Here is a 20,985-nt window from a genome sequence, read left to right as displayed (position 1 = left end):
ACAGCCCCCGCACGCGGGGGCTGTTCGCGAGAAACTACGACGCGTACAGCGCCTTGAACTTGTTGAGCGACTGCTGGATATCGCCCTTCAGCGCGGCGGCGACCACCATGCCGATCGGCCCGAACAGGGCGGGCCCACCGAGGTGCACGTCAAAGGAAACTTTCGCACCGTCGTCGCCGTCAACGGCAGCCGGCGTGATCTTTCCGATCAGCTTGACCTTTACCCCGCCACGGCCATCGCCGTTGAGGGTCAGGGACTGCGGCGGCTTGTAGTTCACCAGCGTCCACTTCACGCGGTTCAACATGCCCTTGACTTCGACGATCGAGTCGATGACCGTGCCCTTTTCCAGGGTTTCGGGCAGCTTCGAGCGCCACGCCCGGTGGATGCTGAGCCACTCGTCGTAACGAGACAGATCTGAGGCGTACTCCCACGCCTTCTCCGGCGGCAACGGAACATCGACGGAGACAGACAATTTGGCCATAGCTTACTGCTGCGGTTCTTCCTTGTTGAGGGCGTTCTTCGCCGCTTCTTGCGCCTTGTCGACATGCTGGCTGTACTTGCCCTGCGTCTTCTCGTCGACGATGTCGCCGGCCTTGTCGATGACCTGCTCCACCTTGTCAGCGTTCTGCGACAACAGGCTCTTGGCCTTGTCCAGGAATCCCATCAGCCCACCCTATCTTCTCGTGATCAGCGGAAACGCTGCCGCAAACTCACCGGCGTCCGCCGCGCCAGTCTATCTCCACAACCGGCGCTTCTCCCCCAGCACCCTCCCCTGAACCCACCAGAGCACCTCGACCAGCGATGCTCCGACCAGGCCGATGCCCAGCGCAACCGCGGTGACCTTGAGGTTCGACGGATCCAGCATGAACAGGCGTTGAGCCAACGGCAAACAAAAGATCAGCACGTACGCCAACCCGGAAAACGCGACCAGGGCCACGCGCCACCACTCATACGGGCGGGCCACCACCGACAGCACCCACAGTGAGGACACCAGCAACGTGATCAGCGCCGCCGTCGAGGCCTGCGTCTGCTCCGTCAGGTCGGCATCCCGGCCCTGATAGGCCACCAGGTAGGAGATGAAGGTGACGGTGCCGACCACCAGGCCCGAGGGCAGTGCGGCCGTCATCACCCGGCGCACGAAGCCCGTGTGGGCGCGCTCGGTGTTCGGGGCCAGCGACAGGACGAAGGCCGGGATACCGATGGTGAACCAGGCCGCGATGGTCACGTGGATCGGCTGGAACGGGAACAACAGCGGATCGGTGCCGAACAACTTGGACGACAATCCGGCCAGCGCAACCAGAATAGCCAGCAACACCGAGTACACGGTCTTGGTGAGGAACAGATTCGAGACACGCTCGATGTTGCCGATCACCCGCCGGCCCTCACCGACCACATAGGGCAGCGTCGCGAACTTGTTGTCCAGCAACACGATCTGCGCCACCGCACGCGACGCCGAACTGCCCGAGCCCATCGCGACGCCGATGTCGGCATCCTTGAGGGCCAGCACGTCGTTGACGCCGTCACCGGTCATGGCCACCGTGTGTCCGCGTGATTGCAGGGCGTGCACCATGGCCCGCTTCTGATCCGGGCGCACCCGGCCGAACGTCGTGTATTCCTCCAGGGTCTCGGCCAACTGCTCGGGTTCGTGCGGCAACTGGCGGGCATCCATCGTCTCGCCGTGCAGTCCGAGCTTGCCGGCCACCGCGCCCACCGACACCGCGTTGTCCCCGGAGATCACCTTGACCGAAACATGCTGGGAAGCGAAGTATTCGAGGGTGTCACCGGCATCGGGACGGATCCGCTGCTCCAGCACCACCAATGCGACCGGGGTGACCGTACCCGGGGCCTGCGGCGCGTCGACCACCAGGTCGGACGACCCGACCAGCAGCACCCGTAGCCCCTGGGCCCCGATCTGCTCAGCTTCCTCGGCCACCGGTGAGCTGGAGTCCAACAACACATCCGGGGCACCGATCACCCAGTTGCCGTGCTCACCGTAGGACGCACCGCTCCATTTGGTGGCGGACTTGAACGGGGCCGTCGCGGTGGCCGTCCATCCCGGCGGCGTCGCGAAAGCCTCGGCGATGGCCAGCATGCTCGCATTGGGCCGGGCGTCATCGGCAGCCAACTGCGCCAAAGCGTCTGTGACAGTATTTTCGTCGTCTCGGTGACAGTGCTTGAGATCGCTGACCCGCATACCGTTTTCGGTCAACGTGCCGGTCTTGTCCGCGCACACCACATCGACGCGCGCCAGACCCTCGATCGCGGGAAGCTCGTTGACCAGGCACTGGCGCCGGCCCAGCCGCACCACCCCGACCGCGAACGCGATCGACGTCATCAGCACCAGGCCTTCGGGCACCATCGGAACCAAGGCTCCCACCATGCGCAGCACCGGTTCATGCCACACCGCATCGGTGGTGAAGACCTGACTCATGATGATTGCCAGCGACTCTCGCCAGCCGCCCTCGTTGGCGACGATGTCGAGGTAGGTCCGCTTGAGCGAGTCCAGGACCCGAGGGTCGGTGGTGAACAGCTGGGTGTAGATGGTGAGCAGGCCGGCGGGCACCAGCAGGTAGGTGATGAACTGCAGGATCTTGTTGATGCCGTTGCGCAGTTCGGATTTCACCAGCGTGAACTTGGAGGCCTCCTCGGCGAGCTTGGCGGCGTACGCCTCGTGCCCGACCTTGGTGGCCCGGTAGGCGCCGGAACCGGCAACCACGAAACTGCCCGACATCACCGCGTCGCCCACGGCTTTGACGATCGGATCGGCCTCGCCGGTCAACAACGACTCGTCGACCTCAAGGTTGGAATCCTCGATGATCTCGCCGTCCACCACGATCTGATCGCCGGGGCCGAGCTCGATGATGTCGTCGAGCACGACCTCGGCGGGCAGCACCGCGCGGCTACCGGATTCTCTCCGCACCGTCGGCTTGGCCTGTCCGACGATGGCCAGCTTGTCCAGGGTCTGCTTGGCCCGGATCTCCTGGATGATGCCGATGGCGCTGTTGGCGATGATCAACAGGCCGAACGCCCCGTTGATCAAGGAACCGGTGGACAGCACGATCAGAAACAGCACACCGAGGATCGCGTTGATCCGCGTGAACACGTTCCCGCGGATGATGTCGGAGATGCTGCGCGCCGCACGCGTCGGGACGTCGTTGCTCTTACCCTCGGCTACCCGCTGGGCCACCTCGGCATCGGTGAGGCCAGTGACATTGATCGTCGTCATCCGCGAAAAGTCCTCGTCCCGTCGGTGTCGTGCAGCTCAAGACGTCAGTTTGCCATCGGAAACCGGTCAGAACTCCCACCACGGGTCGAGTGCCGCGGACGCGGCGTCCACCCGCTGCCCCGGGCGTGGCACCGCGATCTGCACCCCGGCCGGATCGGCCGCAGTCAGCAATCGGCGCACCGGCTCGGCCCACGGGTGCGGCGCCAGCCGGAACGTCGCCCAGTGCACCGGCACCAACAACCCGGAATCGGCGACGTCCAGATGGGCTCGCACCGCCTCCTCGGGATTCATGTGGATGTCGGGCCAACTCGGGTGATACGCCCCGACCGGCAGCAGGGTCAGATCGAAAGGCCCGTATTCCGAACCGATCTCGGCGAAGCTCTTGGTGTAGCCGGTATCTCCGCCGAAGAACGCGCGGTGTTGCGGCCCGATGAACGCCCACGACGCCCACAGCGTCGTGTTGCGCTGGAACAGCCGCCCGGAGAAGTGCCGGGCCGGTGTGCACACCAGGGTCAGCTCGCCGATCCGGTGACTCTCGTTCCAGTCCAGCTCGATGATCCGCTCTTCGGGTATCCGCCACTTGCGCAGATGCGCCCCGATGCCCAGCGGCACCACGAACGGCGCCCGCTGGGTTCGGACCAACCCCAGGACCGTCTCGATGTCGAGATGGTCGTAGTGATCGTGGCTGATCACCACCGCGTCCACGGCCGGCAGAGCTTCCAGCGGCAGCGGCGGCTCATGCAGCCGCTGCGGGCCCACCACGCGTGACGGCGAACAGCGACGGCTCCACACCGGATCGGTCAGAACCCGGTACCCGTCGATCTCCACCAGCGCGGTGGAGTGCCCGTACCAGGACACCGCACATGGGGATACGGACTCCCCGGCTTCATTTTCAGCGGGATCGGCGAGCGGGATCGGCCCCGGCGGCCGGCTGGCCGAGCGTGAGCTGAGCATCTCGCTGATCAGCATGCGCCACTCTTCCCGGCTCATGGTGACGCCGGGAGAGGCCGGCTCGATGTTGACGAACACGCCGTCGGCGTACTGCAGGGACCGCTGCGCGACCGGGCGGATGTCGCGGGGCAGTGCCCCCACCGACGCGTAGGTTCCGTTCAGCGCACGCACCAACCACCCGCCGGCCAGCAGCGAAGCCGACCTGGCACCCAACCGCAGCGCAGCGCCCAGCATGTCAGGCCCCGGTGAAGTTCGGTGGCCGCTTCTCGATCCGGGCCACCTGGGCTTCGATGACGTCCTGGCTGCCCCACGCCTTGTCGAACAGCTCCTTGTGGGCGGGCCACGACTCCTCGTAGGCGCCGTCGTCGTTGAGCACCCGCTTGGCGTGCTGCAGCGCCAGCGGGGCGAACCCGGCGAGCTCGGCCGCCCACTTCTGGGCGTCGGCCAGCGTGCCGATGCGGTTGGCCATGCCGGTCTGCAGCGCGGTCTCCGCGGTGAGCCGCTCGGCGCCGAGCAGCATGCCGCGTGCCCGGCCGTAACCCACCAGCGAGGTCAGCCGCCGGATACTCCAGTTGTCCAAGGCCAGGCCGTACTTCGCGACCGGGAACTGGAAGTAGGCCTCGGGCGCGACGACCCGCAGATCGCAGATCATCGACAAGATGACGCCCGCACCGATCGCCGGGCCGTTGATCGCGCCGATGACCGGCACCGGCGCCTTGTCGATCGCCAGGTTCAGCGCCAGCGCCTTGTCGGGAAGCTTCTCGGCCATGCCCGCGGCATCGGTCAGGTCCGCGCCCGAGCTGAACACCGGGCCCGCGCCGGTCAGCACGATGGCCCGGATGTCCTGCTCAGCGGCATGCTCGACCGCTTCCCGCAAGCTGTCGACAAGCTCGCAGTTCAGCGCGTTGCGCCGCTCCTCGCGTTGCAGTTCCAGGGTCAGGACACTGCCGTCTCTGGTCACACCAATCATGTGGTCAGCCTATATAGGCTGACGCCGTGAGTCGGATCGGCGCCCGCGCGCTTCGTGATGCAGTGCTCGACGAGGGCTCGTTCCAGAGCTGGGACACGGCGCCCCTTGAGGTGGCCCGTTCCGAGGACTACCAGCGCGAACTGGCCGAGGCATCGGCGAAGACCGGGCTCGACGAATCCGTGCTGACCGGCGAGGGCACCATCTTCGGCCGCCGGGTGGCCGTGGTGGCCTGCGAGTTCGATTTCCTGGCCGGATCGATCGGGGTGGCGGCCGCCGAGCGGATCACCGCCGCGGTGACGAGAGCCACAGCCGAGCGGCTGCCGATCCTGGCCTCCCCGAGCTCCGGCGGGACCCGGATGCAGGAAGGCACCGTGGCCTTTCTGCAGATGGTCAAGATCGCCGCCGCCGTCGAACTGCACAAGCAGGCCCACCTGCCCTACCTCGTCTACCTGCGGCATCCCACCACCGGCGGGGTGTTCGCCTCCTGGGGTTCACTGGGGCACGTCACCGCCGCCGAGCCCGGCGCGTTGATCGGCTTCCTCGGGCCCAGGGTGTACGAGCACCTGTACGGAGAACCGTTCCCCTCCGGTGTGCAGACCGCCGAGAATCTGCACGCCCACGGCGTGATCGACGGGGTGGTGCCGCTCGCGCTGCTGCGCGACACCCTGGACCGCACGCTGCGGGTGGTCGTGGACACTCCTGTCCCGCCCCCTGCGCCCACGGCCCCTGAGCCACTGCCCGACGTGCCCGCCTGGGAATCGGTGCTGGCCTCGCGGCGGCCCGACCGCCCCGGAGTGGGGTACCTGTTGCGGCACGGAGCGACGGACCGGGTACTGCTCTCCGGAACCGAACGCGGCGAAGCCGCGACGATGCTGCTGGCCCTGGCCCGCTTCGGTGGGCAGCCCGCGGTGGTGCTCGGCCAGCGCCGCAGTGAGGGTGGGCTGGTCGGGCCAGGCGCGCTGCGTGAGGCCCGGCGCGGCATGGCGTTGGCAGCCGGTCTGCAACTGCCGCTGGTCCTGGTGATCGACACCCCGGGCCCAGCTCTGTCGATCGAGGCCGAGCAGGGCGGGCTGGCCGGTGAGATCGCCCGCTGCCTGGCCGAATTGGTCACACTGGACACTCCGACGGTGTCGGTGCTGATGGGCCAGGGCAGCGGCGGGCCCGCCCTGGCCATGGTGCCCGCCGACCGGGTGCTGGCCGCGGCCAACGGCTGGCTGGCGCCCCTGCCGCCCGAGGGGGCGAGCGCGATCGTCTTCCGCGATACCGCTCATGCCGCCGAACTGGCTGCCGCACAAGGGGTTCGGTCGACAGACCTGCTGCGGGCGGGCATCGTCGATGTGATCGTGCCCGAACATCCCGACGCCGCGGACGAGCCAAGGGCCTTCACCCAGCGACTGTCGACCGCGATCGGCAGCGAGCTTGCCCAGTTGCGTGCGGTGCCCGGCGAGCAGCGGCTGCAGACCCGGCTGGACCGTTACCGGCGCATCGGGCTCGGGTGATTTGGGTGCGTTTGGTAACGCTCAGCGTTACCAAACGCACCGAAATCACCGGGCTCACACTTCGATCGGCGGGTGCAATCGGTCCATGGTGTACTGCCGGTCTCTTCGCGCGGCCCACGAACTCGCAGCCAGCGACACCACCAGCACACCGAGCAGCACCGCGATCGCGACCCACAGCCGGGAATCGATCCCGCCCACGATCAACTGGCGAAGTCCGTTGACGGCGTAGGTCATCGGGTCGACCGGGTGCAGTATCTGGAACGGTTTCGCGGTGGTCTCCACCGGGTAGATCCCGCCGGCCGAGACCAGTTGCAGCATCAGGAAGGCCAGCGTCACCACCCGACCCACCGACACCCCGAACAAGGCGTTGAACGCCTGGATCAGCGCCAGGAACGTGCCCGCCACCAACAGCAGGAACGCCACGGTGGACAGCGGGTACTTCGCCTGCAGGCCCACCCCGAAATGCACCACCACATACATCACGACGACCTGGCAGAACACGATCAGCAGGGCAGGCCAGTAGGAGGCCAGCACCACACGCAGCGCCCCCAGCCCGTTGACCACCGGACGGGACTGCAACGGCTTCAACAACATCCAGATGATGAGCGCGCCGATGAACAGGGCCAGCGGCAGGAAGAACGGCGCGAAACCGGTGCCGAACGTGGCAGCCGGGTTGTGCGTCTGGATGTCCAGCGCCACCGGCGCGGCCAGCGTCCGCGCGACGTCGGTCCGCTGCTGCGGGGTCCACGACGGGACCTGGGTCGAGCCTTCCTTGAGCGCGGTCGCCAGTTGCTGATTGCCGGCCTGCAGCTTCTCCGTACCGGCGGCCAGTTCGCCCGCCCCGCTGGACAGTTGGCGCCCGCCGTTGGTCAGCTGCACCAGACCGCTGTTGAGCCGCTGCGCGCCGCTGTCGAGTTGGTGCGCACCGTCGCGCAATTTGACGACATCGGAGCGCAACCCTCCGGTGACCGCCTTGGTGAGGAACACCCGCAGTTTACTGTTCGGGTCGCCCAGCTCGTTCTCCAACTGGGCTGCGTTGTCCCGCAACCGGATCAGGCCTTCGTCAGTGGTGGGGTCAAGTCCGCGCGCCTGCAGCAGCCGTTGCGCACCGGCCAGGAACTCCCCGGTGTCCCGCACTGCGGGATCGGGGCTGTTACGCAAGAAACCGACCGCCTGATCGACAATCGCCGCAGCCTGCGCCTGATCGATGTTGAGCGCCGCGATCCGATCGGTGGTCGAACGCACCGCCCCCGACAGCCGCTGCGCAGCCATGCCGACCTCGTTGGGATCCAGGCCGAGCCCGCTGACCCGGTCCAGCACCGTGAGCAGCGGATCAGTCGCGGTGTCGACCGCCGTCGACAGCTGCCTGGTGCCCGCGGCCAGCTGCGCGGACCCGTCGCGCGCGGTGACCAGGCCCGCCGTCAAGGCGTTGGCGCCGGTGGACAACCGGTGCGCACCATCGTTGGCCGCCGCGCTACCGGTGGCCAGTTGCTGCGCGCCGTCGGCCGCCTTCACCAGTCCCGTTCCGGCATCCGTCAGCCCGGTCAGCACGGTGCCGAGGGTGCGTTCGCCGATCTTCGCGTTGATCTGGTTGATCACCTCACGGGCGGCATTCTGGCCGATGATCGAGCCCAGGTAGTTGTTCGCGTCGTTGAACGTGAAGCGCACGTTGGCCTGGTGCGGCGACCCACCCGACGGAGAAGTGATGCTGGTGCTGAAATCCTGCGGCAGCGTGATCGAGAAGTAGTACTTGCCGTCGGCCACCCCCTCGGCTGCCTCCTGCGCCGAAACCCGATGCAGCTGAAGCTGACCCGAATCCACCAGCGCATCGGAGACCTCGTCCCCGGCCTTGATCTGCTGTCCCTCCGCGACGGCGCCCTGATCTTCGTTCACCAGCGCCACCGGAACCTTGTTCACCTCACCGAACGGGTTCCAGAACGCCCACAGGTACATCGCGCCGTACAACAGCGGCAGCAGGATGACGGTCACGAGCGCGATCCGCGGCATCGTGCCGCGCGAGAATCGTTTGAGGTCAGTGCCCAACGACATTCCGGCTAGCACAGTTACTCGCCACCTTTCTGCGAACCGGCCAGCTCGGCCAGCGTCGTGTTGGGTACTGACACCTGCGCTCGCACGGCCGAGACCAGATGGCCGGGCACTCCGTTGACCGTCGCGGTGATCACGGTCTGCTTCTCCCCCAGCGCGAACAGCCGCCCCAGCAGGATGTCGCGGTTGCGGTCGTCGGTGAGGTGGTCGAGGTTGCCGACCACCAGCAGCGGCGGGGTCGCGGTGTTGGCCAGCGCGATGCGCAGCAGGATCTGGTCGAGCTCGGTGAGGCCGTCGAAGTACGACGTCAGCGACGGCAGCGGCAGCTCACCGAACACCGGCGCGCACATGGCGGTCAGCGCGTCTTCGTCGGCCCGGCCCACCAGCGTGTACCAGGGCGCGTCCCACCGACGCTGCTCCGTCACGAGGTCGCGCACCGTCACCGACTCCGACACGGTGTCGAGCTCGTCGATCCCGGCCAGCGCCGCGCAGCGGAAGATGTCGGGTGCCCGGGTACGCCCGAACACGGTCAGCTTCCCGCGTGCTGTTCTCATCCGCCCGGCCAGCGTCATCAGCAGTGCGGTGCGCCCGGTGCCCGACGGGGCCACCAGCACCGTGACCCCGCCTTCATCGATGTCGAGGTCGATGGGTCCGTACACCGGGCCCCACGGTCCGTGCATCATGATTCCGCGCGCAGTGATGGCCGGTGGCTTTTGCTCGTCCTCGCCGGCGTCAGGCTCGAGACTTTGCTCAGGCATAGGCACATCACAACACATCCGGCGGGTGCGCACAGGCAACCGCAAAGGCCGTTGCCCTGCCGATTCTTGGGTGAATGCTGTGGAACCGCTCGGAGACTTCCCGTGACGGCCGTCACCAAAACGACGCGTTGTGTCACTGCCCAACTGACACAACCTATTTGGGAGCGCAAATCCGACGGCGAACCGTGTTGACAATCGGCTCGTGTAAGGTCTCTAATGAAAACCGCGCTTCGTTAGGTGAGGCTCCTACACGAACACAGGCCACTGATCCGACGACTTCGAGAGACGCCCAGGATTAGGACAGGTCTTCCCGGCTTAAGGGATGACCCGAAGTGGCTTCCCACCCCTGGTGGGACACGTCGTGTAGTGCCAAAGCTCTGATGAGGAAGTGCTCGCGTCAGTTGGCGCGTTCGGCCGTGTGCCCAAACTTCCTCTTCAGCGTGTTTGCATCTGACGATTGCGTCAAGACCAGCGGCGCGCCGCGCGCCCGACAGCGAGGAGGTGACGACGACATGACGTCGAGTGACAGTCCGTATCCCAGTCCGATTCGAAAACGTCTGTCCATAAACACCTTTCCGTTGTCGATGACCGGCTAGGGCCGCCACCCGAGAGACCCGCGGTGGCCGGCTGCCGCATGCGTATCGACGCGGAGAGCTCCGATTGAACTGGAGATGATCCGATGCAGCGCAACACCTTTCTCCGTCATGCCCACAGCGCGGTCAAGGGCCCCCTCGCGTGGATCCACACGCGTGCGTCGCTGACCCCGCAGGAGCGGCACAACCTGAGGATGAACAGCACCCCGGTGGCGGTCCTGACCGCGTCCCTGGGCGGTGGCTCGCACACCGCTCGGTGAGCGGGTAGCCCAAATCAATTCGATCCGAACACCTTTCATTCCGCGCGCCACCTCAAGTCCACCGAATCGATCCTCCTCCATGCGATTCGGTGTGACTTGTGGTGCGCGCGCACCACCGACCGGAGCAGCCGATGAACACCGCCTTCGAGCAGACCGCCCTGACACCCGCCAACCTCGACGACCGCCGACTGTCCCTGCGCGCAGCCGCTGAAGCGCACAACGATGTGGAGGTCACGCTGGCGAACGTCAGAGGCCACCTCGACGGCTTGACGTCCGAGGATGCCGCCGAACGCCTTGCCGGCGAGGGCCCCAACGAGGTCGCCCACGACAAGGCACCTCCCGCGATACTCCAGTTTCTGGAGGCCTTCAAGAATCCGTTCATCGCGGTGCTCATGGTGCTGGCCGCGATCAGCTCGGTGACCGACATCTACCTTCCGATGCGCGACGGGCAGGCGCCGGACTACACCGGCGTGCTGATCATCGTGACCATGGTCGCGCTCAGCGCGCTGCTGCGGTTCTGGCAGGAGTACCGCTCGGGCAAGGCAGCGGAGACACTCAAGGCGATGGTGCGGACCACCGCGACAGTCCGGCGCCGGGCCAGCCCAGATGCCACACCCGAACTCACCGAAATCCCGATGGCGCAGATCGTCACCGGTGACATCGTCCAACTGTCAGCCGGCGACATGATTCCGGCCGACCTCCGCCTGATCGATTCTCGCGATCTGTTCGTCAGCCAGGCAGCGCTGACGGGCGAGGCCCTGCCGGTCGAGAAGTACGACACCTGCGGCGCCGACGACGAGGCCGACCCACTCGACCTGTCCAGTATCTGCTTCATGGGCACCAATGTGGTCAGCGGCACGGCCACCGCGGTCGTCGTATCAACCAGCGTACACACCTATTTCGGTTCGCTGGCCAAGGCGGTCGTGGGCTCTCGCGCCGAGACAGCCTTCGACCGCGGCGTCAACAGCGTCAGCTGGCTGCTGATCCGGTTCATGTCGGTGATGGTGCCGATCGTGTTGTTCATCAACGGTTTCACCAAGGGCGACTGGCCCGAGGCGTTCCTGTTCGCGCTGGCCGTCGCGGTCGGGCTGACCCCGGAGATGCTGCCGATGATCGTGTCGTCCAATCTGGCCAAGGGCGCGGTCGCGTTGTCACGCCGCAAGGTCGTGGTCAAGCGGCTCAACGCCATCCAGAACTTCGGCGCCATGGACGTGCTGTGCACCGACAAAACCGGCACGCTCACCCAGGACCGGATCATCCTCGAGCATCACGCGGACATCCGGGGCGATCGCGACGACAACGTGCTGGCCCTGGCCTGGCTCAACAGCTTTCACCAGAGCGGCGTCAAGAATCTGATGGACCGCGCCGTGCTGCACTTCGCCGACGGGACACCCGAAGCGCTACTCGCCGCCTCGGCATACCGCAAGGTCGACGAGCTTCCGTTCGACTTCGAACGACGCCGACTGTCCGTCGTCGTCCAGGACGTCGAACGCAATCACCTGCTGGTCTGCAAAGGTGCCGTCGAGGAGATGCTGACGGTGTCCACCCAGGTGTGGGACGGCACGGCCAGTCGCCCGCTCGAAGAGGCCGACCGCGAGGCGCTGGCCGAAACAGCGCGCGACTACAACCGCGATGGGTTCCGGGTGCTGCTGGTGGCCACCCGGGAGATCCCGCGCATCGAGCGCACCCACCGATACCGCATCGAAGACGAGAAGGACCTCGTCGTCCACGGTTTTCTCACCTTCCTCGATCCGCCGAAGGACGCGGCCGCCCCGGCCATCACGGCCCTGGCCGAACACGGCGTGACCGTGAAGGTCCTCACCGGCGACAACGAAGTCGTCAGCGCCAAGATCTGTCGAGAGGTGGGACTCGATCCCGGCCGGCCGATTCTCGGACCCCAGATCGACGCCCTCGACGACGACGCGCTCCGACGGATCGTCGATGCGACAACCGTTTTCGCGAAGCTGACGCCGCTGCAGAAGTCCCGGGTGCTGCGAGCCCTGCAGGCCAACGGGCACACGGTCGGTTTCCTTGGCGACGGCATCAACGACGCACCGGCCCTGCGCGATGCGGATGTGGGCATCTCGGTGGACACCGGCACCGATATCGCCAAGGAATCGGCGGACATCATCCTGCTCGAGAAGAGCCTGATGGTGCTCGAAGAGGGCGTGGTCAAGGGCCGCGAGACCTTCGGCAACATCATCAAATACCTGAACATGACCGCCAGTTCGAACTTCGGCAACGTGTTCTCGGTACTGGTGGCGAGCGCCTTCATCCCGTTCCTGCCCATGCTGGCGATCCACCTGTTGATCCAGAACCTGCTGTACGACATCTCCCAGCTGGCACTGCCGTGGGACCGCATGGACAAGGAGTTCCTGCTCAAGCCGCGCAAGTGGGACGCCAGGAACATCGGCCGGTTCATGATCTGGATGGGGCCGACGTCCTCGATCTTCGACATCACCACGTTCGCGGTGATGTGGTACGTCTTCGCCGCCAACTCACCCGAGATGCAATCGCTGTTCCAGTCGGGTTGGTTCATCGAAAGCCTGCTGTCGCAGACGCTGGTCGTCCACATGCTGCGAACCCAGAAGATCCCGTTCATCCAGAGCACGGCAGCGTTGCCGGTGCTGCTGGCGACTGGGACGGTCTGCGTCCTCGGGATCCTCATCCCGTTCTCGCCGCTGGGAGCGGCCGTCGGATTGCAGCCGCTGCCGTGGGCGTACTTCGGATGGCTCGCCGCGACGCTGGTGTCGTACTGCGTCGTCGCGCAGACCGTCAAGACCATCTACATCCGCAGGTTCGGTCAATGGTTCTGAACATATGAGATGCGACCATGGACAGATGACCGAGCCAAGGACCTATCCACCCGGTGTCCCCTGCTGGGTGGACACCGACCAGCAGGATGTGGCTGCCGCCCAGGACTTTTACGGCCGGCTGTTCGGCTGGACGTTCGAGAACGTGCTGCCGGAGGACGCCGAGGAGACCTACCTGATCGCCACCCTGAACGGTCACGACGTGGCGGCGATCGCGTCTGCACACACCGGTGACGAGATCACCTGGAACACCTACGTCGCGGTAACCGATGCGGATACGTCGGCCGAGGCGGTGACGGCCGCAGGCGGGACCGTGACAAGTGGTCCCATCGACGCGGGGCCCGGTGGGCGGCAAGCCGGTTGCGCCGATCCGCACGGTGCACACTTCAAGCTGTGGCAGCCACGGCGGCGCCTCGGCGCCCAGCTGGTCAACGTTCCCGGCGCCTGGAATTTCAGCGACCTGCAGGCAACCGATCCGCAGGCCGCCGCGACCTTCTACGGACCGCTGTTCGGCTGGGAATTCGACAACGCGGGCTTCGCGACGATGATTCGTCGTCCGGGTTACGCCGACCACCTCGCCGCCACAGTCGACCCCGGTATCAGGGAACGGCATGCCGCGACCGGCACCCCGCCCGGATTCTCCGACGCGATCGGCTGGATCGGACAGCTGGCGGACGAACAGCAGCCTGAACACTGGCAGGTGGCATTCGCGGTGGCCGACCGCGACGAATCCGCGACACTGGCCGAAAAGCTCGGCGCCGCCGTGGTTTCCAGCGAGGACAATGAGTGGACGAACACCGCCCTGATTCAGGACCCTCAAGGCGCCCGGCTGGTCCTGAGCCAGTTCATCCCGCCGACGGGCTGATCACCGAGCGGTGCCTGGTGGTGTAGGCCAGCACCGCTGCGGCGATGATCACCTCGAGCAGAGCCAGCAGCGTCGCCGTCGTCATCATCGTCGACGTCTGGACGGGGGCCACCACACCGTGGTGATGCATGGGCATCGGGGTGTGCAGGGCGATCATCGCCAGGCTCATCAACGCGATCGTGCACCAGACACCGGACGTGCCACGCCGCCACAGATGACCGGCGCAGTACAGGCAACCGACGATCATCGCCGCGAGCACTGCAGCGGCCACCGGATTGGAGGTGGCGCCGAGCATCGCCACATGCAGCCCTGCCGAACTCACGGCCAGCAGCGCACACGTGCGCCGCCCGAGAACACTGCAGGCTTGTGCAGCCGACATGACCACCATCGTCGCAGCAATCGCAGTCCACCGCTGCCGAAACCCGGGTGAGCTGCCAAAACACCGGTGCGTATCTGCCTGCCGCCGTAGCGTCTGCCTCATGACGAACTTCGCAGCCCGCCCCGCCCGGTCGCGACTGGCGATCGGCACGCTTTTTCTCGCCATCGCGCTGACGGCATGTTCGACGAACACCAACTCGACCGAAGCGACGACAAACCCGGACAGCGCCAAGGGCGAATCGGCACCGGGGCGCGTCGTGGTGATCACCACCGGCGGGACCATCGCGACGAGCACCGATGCCAACGGCGTGCGCCGCCCGACGGTCAGTGGCTCCGACCTGGCGGCGGGCCTGAACGTCGAGGTCATGGATGTGATGAAGAAGGACAGTTCACAGCTCACCCCGGCTGACTGGGACGTGATCGGGGCGGCGGCCAAGAAGGCGGTGGCCGACGGGGCGTCCGGCGTGGTCATCACCCACGGCACCGACACGATGGAAGACACCGCGATGTGGCTGGACGTCACCTACAACGGGCCGGCGCCGATAGTGCTGACCGGGGCGCAGCGCAGCTCCGACGCCCCGGACGCCGACGGCCCGACAAACCTGCGGGACGCGCTGACTGTCGCCTCCAGTCCCGCCGCCCGCGATCAGGGCGTGATGATCATGTTCGCCGGGGACGTCTTCCAGGCCCTGGGGACCCACAAGGTGAACACCCAGGATCTCCACGCGTTCGGCGGCACCCCACCGATCGGGTCCGTCGCCGACAACGCCTTCACCCTGGACCACCCCGCGCAGCGGCCGTTCCTCGGTGAGGTGCCTGCGGTCAGTGCACCGCGCGTCAACGTCGTCGCGGCCTATCCCGGCGACGGACCCGGCCCCATCGATGCCGCGGTGGCCGCGGGAGCGCGCGGAATCATCGTGGAGGCACTGGGATCCGGCAACGCGGGCGACGGCGTGGTCGACGCCGTACGCCGCCACGCGCCGGCCGGGGTGTCCTTCGGAATCTCCAGCCGTGTCCCGACCGGGGACGTCATCGCCGAATACGGTCCCGGCGACGACATGGTGAAGGCCGGCGCGGTCATGGTCCCCCATCTTCGGCCGAGCCAGGCGCGGGTGCTGATCATGGCGGCACTGGCGACCGGGAAGCCGGTGGCCGAGGTGATCAAGCGCTGGGGCTGAGTTATCCCGGTTGTCCGGGGTCGAGCCCCAGCAGCTTGACGCTCTCGTCGCGCATGTCGACCTTGCGGATCTTGCCGGTGACCGTCATCGGGAACTCTTCCACCACATGCACATAACGCGGGATCTTGTAGTGCGCCAGCTTGCCCGACGCGAATGCCCGCACCGCCTCGGCATCCAACGGCGCGCGGCCCGGCTTCATCCGGATCCACGCGCAGATCTCTTCCCCGTACTTCGCGTCCGGGACCCCGATCACCTGCGCATCGTCGATGTCGGGGTGAGTGTAGAGGAACTCCTCGATCTCCCGCGGGTACACGTTCTCCCCGCCGCGGATCACCATGTCCTTGATCCGGCCGACCACCGTGCAGTAGCCGTCCGCACGCATCACCGCCAGATCCCCGGTGTGCATCCACCCGTCGGAATCAATGGCTTCGGCGGTCTTGGCCTCCTCATTCCAGTAACCCAGCATCACCGAATACCCACGGGTGCAGAACTCCCCGGACTGCCCGCGCTCGACGGTCTCACCGGAATCGGGGTCCACGATCTTGACCTCGAGGTGCGGATGGGCCCGCCCGATGGTCGCGGTGCGACGCTCCAGATCGTCGTCGACCAGGGTCTGACACGACACCGGCGAGGTCTCGGTCATGCCGTAACAGATGGCCACCTCGGCCATGTGCATGTCGGCCACCACCCGCTTCATCACCTCGACCGGGCACACCGAACCGGCCATGATGCCGGTGCGCAGCGAGGACAGGTCGAAGCCGGCGAAGTCGGGATGGCCGAGCATCGCGATGAACATCGTCGGCACCCCGTACAGCGCGGTGCACCGCTCGGATTCGACTGTGGCCAGCGTGATCCCGGGATCGAATCCCGGTGCCGGGATCACGATCGCCGCACCATGGGTCAGCGCCCCGAGATTGCCCATCACCATGCCGAAGCAGTGATAGAACGGCACCGGGATGCACACCCGGTCACCGGCGCCGAAGTTGATCAACCCGCCGACGAAGAACCCGTTGTTGAGGATGTTGCGATGGCTCAGCGTCGCGCCCTTGGGGAAACCCGTTGTCCCCGAGGTGTATTGGATGTTGATTGGATCCGTGTTGGACAGCTCGGCCATCCGGGCACGCAGCTGCTCCTCGCCGACCTGCTCGGTATGCAGCTGGTCCCAATCCAGAGTGCCCAGAAAGATGATGTCCTTGAGCGACGGACAGTCGGCCTGTACCTCGGCCACCATCGTCACATAGTCCGAGGACTTGAACGCGGTGGCCGACACCAGGGTCCGAATGCCGGATTGCTTGAGTACGTATGCCAGTTCGTGGGTGCGGTAGGCCGGGTTGATGTTGACCAGGATCGCCCCGATCTTTGCCGTCGCGAGCTGTAGCATCACCCACTCGGCGCAGTTGGGCGCCCAGATCCCGACGCGATCGCTTTTGGCCACCCCCAGCGCCATCAGCCCCCGGGCCACCGCGTCGACCTCGGCGTCGAGTTCCGCATAGGTCCAGCGCCGTCCGGTGGACACCTCGACCAGCGCGTCGGCATCCGGCCCGGCCGCCACCATGCGCTCGAAGTTCGCCCCGATGGTCTCTTCGAGCACGGGCACATCGGTAGGGCCGGCGTCGTAAGACTTCATCCCAGTAAATCCTCGTATCGGTATTCGGTGGAAATCGATTGGCCCGCTTCGTGAGCCGCATCTTCCCGCTTGCGCAACTCGACGCGGCGGATCTTGCCCGAAACAGTCTTGGGCAGGTCGAGGAACTCGACCCGGCGCACCTTGAGATACGGCGCAAGGTGATCCCGGGCATAAGCCATCACATCTTTTGCGGTCTGCGCGTTGGCTTCCCAACCCTCGGCCAGCGCGACGTAGGCCTTGGGCACCGCCAACCGGGTGTCGTCCGGTTGCGGCACCACCGCGGCCTCGACCACGGCCGGATGCTCGATCAGCACGCTTTCCAGCTCGAATGGCGACACCTTGTAGTCGCTGGACTTGAACACGTCGTCGGTGCGGCCGATGTAGGTGATGTAGCCGTCAGCGTCTCGGCCGGCGACGTCGCCGGTGTGGTAGTAGCCGCCGGCCATCACGGCCTCATTGCGTTGCGAGTCACCGAGATAACCCGTCATCAGGTTGCGCGGATGCTGTGCCAGGTCCAGACAGATCTCCCCCTCCTCGGCAGGCGTCCCGGTGATCGGGTCCACCAGCACCACCGGAACGCCGGGCATCGGGCGGCCCATCGAGCCGGGTTTCACCGGCTGCCCCGGGGTGTTGCCGACCTGCAGAGTGGTCTCGGTCTGGCCGAACCCGTCGCGGATCGTCAACCCCCAGGCCTTCTCGACCTGGGTGATCACGTCCGGATTCAACGGCTCACCGGCACCGAGGATCTCGCGCAGCCCCTCGGGACGCTCGCCCAGATCAGCCTGGATCAACATGCGCCACACCGTCGGCGGGGCACAGAACGTGTTGACCCCGGCCCGGCGCAGCTGGCCCAGCAGCGCCGCCGCATCGAAGCGCGCGTAGTTGTAGACGAAGATCGTCGCCTCGGCGATCCACGGAGCGAAGAAACAACTCCAGGCGTGCTTGGCCCAGCCCGGCGAGCTGATCGCCAGGTGCACATCGCCGGGCCTGACCCCGATCCAGGCCATCGTGGTCAGATGCCCGACCGGGTAGGAGACCTGGGAATGCTCGACCAGCTTCGGCTTGCTCGTGGTGCCGGAGGTGAAGTAGATGAGCATCGGGTCGTCGACCGTGGTGCAGGCGTCGAAGCGGCGCGGTGGCACGTCTTACGCGTCGGCGTAGCGGTGCCAGCCGGGCACCGGGGCGCCCACCGCGATCCGCACATAGTCACCGGGCACCTCGGCGAACTTGGCGGTGTCGGCGGGATTGGCGACGACGAACCGGGCGCCGCCGCGGGAGATGCGGTCGGCCAGATCCGCTGGGCCCAGCGCCCCGGTGGTCGGCATGATGACCGCGCCCAGCTTGGCGATCGCCAGCATGGCCTCCCACAACTCGACCTGATTGCCGAGCATCAACAGGACCCGGTCACCCTTGCCCACCCCGAGCCCGTGCAGCCAGCCGGCGACCCTGTCGGACCGCTGCGCCATCTCGGCAAACGTGACCTGCTGCTCGGAGCCGTCTTCCTCGACGACCCACAGCGCCGTGCGGTCGTTGTCCCTGGCGATGACGTCGAACCAGTCGATCGCCCAGTTGAAAGTGCCGGTGATCTGCGGCCAGGCGAATTCCTCGACGGCCCGGCCGTAGTCCCCGAGGGTGGCAACCAGCTGGTCACGGGCATCGCGGTAGCGACTGGTGTTGCTCGCAGCGACATTCATGACAGTTATGCTCTACGTCACACTCACCCCACCGCTACCCCCGAAAGTGGGTACCTGCAATGCGCTCCTCGCTGCTGCGTCCTCGTGACGCCGACGCGGTGCGCGCCGAGCTGCGCCGAATGGCCGCCGACACCGGTCTCCCGCTGGCCTTCGGCGGGCAGGTACACGAGGACACCCTGCTGCTCAGCGAGTTCTTCGGCACCCGCACCGGGGCGATGCGCGGGCTTGCGGTGCTGCCCCGCGCCGGACTGGGCGGGGCGAGTGTGGTGTCGCGTCGTCCCATCTCGGTGCCCGACTACCGACGCGCCTCGAGCATCACCCACGACTACGACGAGCCGGTGTTGTCCGAGGGCATCCGCTCGATCCTGGCGGTGCCCGTGGTCGTCGACAGCCGGACGCGGGCCGTGCTCTACGGCGCGCACCGCACCAGCGCCCCGATCGGCGGCCGCACCGCCGCCGCGATGGTGGCCTCGGCGCAGCGATTGAGCGAGGAACTACGGGTGCGCGACGAGGTGGACCGGCGGATGCGGATGCGCGAGGCGGCCCTGACCACCTTCGCCGACCGGCCGGCCGACACCGAGCAGATCCGCGAGGTGCACGCCGACCTGCGCCGGCTCGCCGCCGACACCCCTGACCTGGCCGGGCCGTTGCGCGAGCTCGCCGACCGGCTGGCAGTGGCACTGCGCGGCGACCCGCCTACCAGTGCTCCCCTGACGGTCCGCGAGATCGACGTGCTGGCCCAGGTCGCGCTGGGCTGCACCAATGCCGAAGCTGCCCAGCGGCTTTCCCTCAAGCCGGAAACGGTGAAGAGTTATCTGCGCAGCGCGGCGGCCAAACTCGGGGCGCGTAACCGCCACGAGGCGGTGTCCAAGGCGCGTCGCCTACGGCAGATCCCCTGACGAAACAGTTGCGCTGAAGATTGCGGTCACCAGGTAGCCGCGATCTTCAGCGCAAAACTCAGCACAGTGCGCCGCCTCGCGCTGAGAGGATGGCCTACATGACCCCGAGCGACCCGTTGATCAAGCCGTTCCGCATCGCCATTCCCGACGCCGACCTCGACGACCTCAAACAGAGACTGAACCGGACCCGCTGGCCCGAGGCCGAGCCTGTCGAAGACTGGACCCAGGGGATTCCGCTGGAGTACACGAAGGAACTGGCGGCCTACTGGGCCAACGAGTACGACTGGCGCGCCCGCGAGGCCGCACTGAACCGGTTCGACCACTTCACCACCGAGATCGACGGACTGGACATCCATTTCATCCACCAGCGATCTGGACGCGAGGACGCGTTCCCGCTGCTGATCACCCACGGCTGGCCGGGATCCATCGTGGAATTCCACAAGGTGATCGAGCCGCTGACCGAGGCCGGATTCGACGTGGTGTGCCCATCGCTGCCCGGCTACGGCTTCTCCGGCAAGCCGACTACGGCGGGCTGGGGCATCGAGAAGACCGCGCAGGCCTGGGACACCCTGATGACGCGGTTGGGTTACGCCCGCTACGGCGCCCAGGGCGGTGACTGGGGTGCGGCGGTGACGACGCAGATCGGCCGCAACGTCGGCTCGTGCGTGGGCATTCACGTCAACATGCCGATCGCCCAGCCGCCCGCCGAGGGCATCGGCGAGATGACCGAGGACCTGCAGAAGGCGCTGGCCCGCATCGACTATTACCGCAAATGGGATTCGGGCTACATGAAGCAGCAGTCCACCCGGCCGCAGACGCTCGGATACGGCCTGGTCGATTCCCCGGTTGGCCAGCTGGCCTGGATCGTGGAGAAGTTCTGGTCCTGGATGGACTGCAACGGGAACCCCGAGAGCGTGGTGTCCAAAGACGAGATGCTCGACAACGTGATGCTCTACTGGGTGACCGCGTCGGCAGCGTCGTCGGCACGGCTGTACTGGGAGAGCCACAACACGTGGGGCGGAGGCGAATACGTCAGCCTGCCGACCGGGATCGCGTCGTTCCCCATGGAGATCCTGCGCGCTCCGCGTAGCTGGTGCGAGACGGGATACAACGTCACGCACTTCACCACGATGCCTCGCGGCGGACACTTCGCGGCGTTCGAGCAGCCGGAGCTGTTCGTCGAGGATGTGAAGACCTTCTTCGACACGGTGCGCTGAGGTACTAGCGT

At 66.7% G+C, this 20,985-nt stretch carries 16 protein-coding genes, 1 pseudogene and 1 riboswitch; of the genes and pseudogenes, 7 read left to right on the top strand and 10 right to left on the bottom strand.

Features of this window, described 5'->3' with window-relative positions; all coding sequences use genetic code 11:
* Positions 1–34 precede the first annotated feature (34 nt).
* From AC4LGL_RS02540 to AC4LGL_RS02520, 5 genes are all read right to left on the bottom strand, one after another.
* Entirely contained in the window at positions 35–481 is a 447-nt protein-coding gene (locus AC4LGL_RS02540) for a type II toxin-antitoxin system Rv0910 family toxin (protein ID WP_491837468.1), read from the bottom strand.
* 3 nt (positions 482–484) lie between these two features.
* The gene (locus AC4LGL_RS02535) at positions 485–664 is read right to left on the bottom strand and encodes an antitoxin (protein WP_055117413.1); all 180 of its coding nucleotides are present in this window, start codon (positions 662–664) and stop codon (positions 485–487) included.
* Positions 665–733: 69 nt separating this feature from the next.
* Complete coding sequence (locus AC4LGL_RS02530; RefSeq protein WP_491837467.1) at positions 734–3,226, bottom strand: cation-translocating P-type ATPase; 2,493 nt, start codon at positions 3,224–3,226, stop codon at positions 734–736.
* Positions 3,227–3,292: 66 nt separating this feature from the next.
* Positions 3,293–4,411 carry an MBL fold metallo-hydrolase gene (locus AC4LGL_RS02525; protein WP_055117417.1) on the bottom strand — a complete coding sequence of 373 codons (1,119 nt, stop codon included), beginning with the start codon at positions 4,409–4,411 and terminating at the stop codon, positions 3,293–3,295.
* Position 4,412: 1 nt separating this feature from the next.
* The gene (locus AC4LGL_RS02520) at positions 4,413–5,147 is read right to left on the bottom strand and encodes an enoyl-CoA hydratase (protein WP_055117418.1); all 735 of its coding nucleotides are present in this window, start codon (positions 5,145–5,147) and stop codon (positions 4,413–4,415) included.
* A gap of 26 nt (positions 5,148–5,173) precedes the next feature.
* Here AC4LGL_RS02520 and AC4LGL_RS02515 point away from each other — a divergent pair, with 26 nt between their 5' ends.
* The gene (locus tag AC4LGL_RS02515; protein ID WP_135358841.1) at positions 5,174–6,646 is read left to right on the top strand and encodes a carboxyl transferase domain-containing protein; all 1,473 of its coding nucleotides are present in this window, start codon (positions 5,174–5,176) and stop codon (positions 6,644–6,646) included.
* Between the two features lie 54 nt (positions 6,647–6,700).
* On the opposite strand, the gene AC4LGL_RS02510 is transcribed toward AC4LGL_RS02515, so the two are convergent.
* Positions 6,701–8,695, bottom strand: a complete 1,995-nt coding sequence (locus tag AC4LGL_RS02510) for a YhgE/Pip family protein (RefSeq protein ID WP_491837466.1) — start codon at positions 8,693–8,695, stop codon at positions 6,701–6,703.
* Positions 8,696–8,709: 14 nt separating this feature from the next.
* Positions 8,710–9,450: a P-loop NTPase family protein gene (locus tag AC4LGL_RS02505; RefSeq protein ID WP_491837465.1), complete on the bottom strand. Its 741-nt coding sequence runs from the start codon at positions 9,448–9,450 to the stop codon at positions 8,710–8,712.
* Positions 9,451–9,672: 222 nt separating this feature from the next.
* Positions 9,673–9,845, top strand: a riboswitch (M-box (ykoK) riboswitch).
* 284 nt (positions 9,846–10,129) lie between these two features.
* On the opposite strand from AC4LGL_RS02505, the gene AC4LGL_RS02500 reads away from it, so the two are divergent.
* From AC4LGL_RS02500 to AC4LGL_RS02490, 3 genes are all read left to right on the top strand, one after another.
* The gene (locus tag AC4LGL_RS02500; RefSeq protein WP_491837464.1) at positions 10,130–10,303 is read left to right on the top strand and encodes a hypothetical protein; all 174 of its coding nucleotides are present in this window, start codon (positions 10,130–10,132) and stop codon (positions 10,301–10,303) included.
* 131 nt (positions 10,304–10,434) lie between these two features.
* Entirely contained in the window at positions 10,435–13,119 is a 2,685-nt protein-coding gene (mgtA, locus tag AC4LGL_RS02495; RefSeq protein WP_491837463.1) for a magnesium-translocating P-type ATPase, read from the top strand.
* Between the two features lie 25 nt (positions 13,120–13,144).
* The gene (locus tag AC4LGL_RS02490) at positions 13,145–13,981 is read left to right on the top strand and encodes a VOC family protein (protein WP_491837462.1); all 837 of its coding nucleotides are present in this window, start codon (positions 13,145–13,147) and stop codon (positions 13,979–13,981) included.
* Here AC4LGL_RS02490 and AC4LGL_RS02485 read toward each other — a convergent pair.
* Positions 13,962–14,360, bottom strand: coding sequence for a hypothetical protein (locus AC4LGL_RS02485; RefSeq protein WP_491837461.1), 399 nt, complete (start codon positions 14,358–14,360; stop codon positions 13,962–13,964). The two genes, AC4LGL_RS02490 and AC4LGL_RS02485, sit on opposite strands and share 20 nt — an antisense overlap.
* 100 nt (positions 14,361–14,460) lie before the next feature.
* Here AC4LGL_RS02485 and AC4LGL_RS02480 point away from each other — a divergent pair, with 100 nt between their 5' ends.
* The gene (locus AC4LGL_RS02480) at positions 14,461–15,537 is read left to right on the top strand and encodes an asparaginase (protein ID WP_491837460.1); all 1,077 of its coding nucleotides are present in this window, start codon (positions 14,461–14,463) and stop codon (positions 15,535–15,537) included.
* A 1-nt stretch (position 15,538) separates the two neighbouring features.
* On the opposite strand, the gene AC4LGL_RS02475 is transcribed toward AC4LGL_RS02480, so the two are convergent.
* Positions 15,539–17,164 carry an AMP-binding protein gene (locus AC4LGL_RS02475; RefSeq protein WP_491837459.1) on the bottom strand — a complete coding sequence of 542 codons (1,626 nt, stop codon included), beginning with the start codon at positions 17,162–17,164 and terminating at the stop codon, positions 15,539–15,541.
* Positions 17,161–18,858: pseudogene (locus AC4LGL_RS02470) on the bottom strand (AMP-binding protein). The gene AC4LGL_RS02475 and the pseudogene AC4LGL_RS02470 overlap by 4 nt, the downstream one beginning before the upstream one ends.
* A 59-nt stretch (positions 18,859–18,917) precedes the next feature.
* Between AC4LGL_RS02470 and AC4LGL_RS02465 the strand changes: the two are divergent.
* Complete coding sequence (locus tag AC4LGL_RS02465) at positions 18,918–19,757, top strand: helix-turn-helix transcriptional regulator (RefSeq protein ID WP_491837458.1); 840 nt, start codon at positions 18,918–18,920, stop codon at positions 19,755–19,757.
* Positions 19,758–19,855: 98 nt separating this feature from the next.
* A complete protein-coding gene (locus AC4LGL_RS02460) occupies positions 19,856–20,974 on the top strand; it encodes an epoxide hydrolase family protein (RefSeq protein WP_491837457.1) in 1,119 nt (372 codons plus the stop codon).
* The last annotated feature ends 11 nt before the right edge of the window (positions 20,975–20,985 follow it).

The organism is Mycolicibacterium arcueilense, from assembly GCF_058536225.1.
This window is presented reverse-complemented; position numbering and strand designations above follow the sequence as displayed.

What these genes read in the sequence shown, in the direction of transcription:
- AC4LGL_RS02540 (WP_491837468.1), bottom strand. Translation starts at nt 481, where the DNA reads ATGGCCAAATTGTCTGTCTCCGTCGATGTTCCGTTGCCGCCGGAGAAG.
- AC4LGL_RS02535 (WP_055117413.1), bottom strand. Translation starts at nt 664, where the DNA reads ATGGGATTCCTGGACAAGGCCAAGAGCCTGTTGTCGCAGAACGCTGAC.
- AC4LGL_RS02530 (WP_491837467.1), bottom strand. Translation starts at nt 3,226, where the DNA reads ATGACGACGATCAATGTCACTGGCCTCACCGATGCCGAGGTGGCCCAG.
- AC4LGL_RS02525 (WP_055117417.1), bottom strand. Translation starts at nt 4,411, where the DNA reads ATGCTGGGCGCTGCGCTGCGGTTGGGTGCCAGGTCGGCTTCGCTGCTG.
- AC4LGL_RS02520 (WP_055117418.1), bottom strand. Translation starts at nt 5,147, where the DNA reads ATGATTGGTGTGACCAGAGACGGCAGTGTCCTGACCCTGGAACTGCAA.
- AC4LGL_RS02510 (WP_491837466.1), bottom strand. Translation starts at nt 8,695, where the DNA reads ATGTCGTTGGGCACTGACCTCAAACGATTCTCGCGCGGCACGATGCCG.
- AC4LGL_RS02505 (WP_491837465.1), bottom strand. Translation starts at nt 9,450, where the DNA reads ATGCCTGAGCAAAGTCTCGAGCCTGACGCCGGCGAGGACGAGCAAAAG.
- AC4LGL_RS02500 (WP_491837464.1), top strand. Translation starts at nt 10,130, where the DNA reads ATGCAGCGCAACACCTTTCTCCGTCATGCCCACAGCGCGGTCAAGGGC.
- mgtA (WP_491837463.1), top strand. Translation starts at nt 10,435, where the DNA reads ATGAACACCGCCTTCGAGCAGACCGCCCTGACACCCGCCAACCTCGAC.
- AC4LGL_RS02490 (WP_491837462.1), top strand. Translation starts at nt 13,145, where the DNA reads ATGACCGAGCCAAGGACCTATCCACCCGGTGTCCCCTGCTGGGTGGAC.
- AC4LGL_RS02485 (WP_491837461.1), bottom strand. Translation starts at nt 14,360, where the DNA reads ATGTCGGCTGCACAAGCCTGCAGTGTTCTCGGGCGGCGCACGTGTGCG.
- AC4LGL_RS02480 (WP_491837460.1), top strand. Translation starts at nt 14,461, where the DNA reads ATGACGAACTTCGCAGCCCGCCCCGCCCGGTCGCGACTGGCGATCGGC.
- AC4LGL_RS02475 (WP_491837459.1), bottom strand. Translation starts at nt 17,164, where the DNA reads ATGAAGTCTTACGACGCCGGCCCTACCGATGTGCCCGTGCTCGAAGAG.
- AC4LGL_RS02465 (WP_491837458.1), top strand. Translation starts at nt 18,918, where the DNA reads ATGCGCTCCTCGCTGCTGCGTCCTCGTGACGCCGACGCGGTGCGCGCC.
- AC4LGL_RS02460 (WP_491837457.1), top strand. Translation starts at nt 19,856, where the DNA reads ATGACCCCGAGCGACCCGTTGATCAAGCCGTTCCGCATCGCCATTCCC.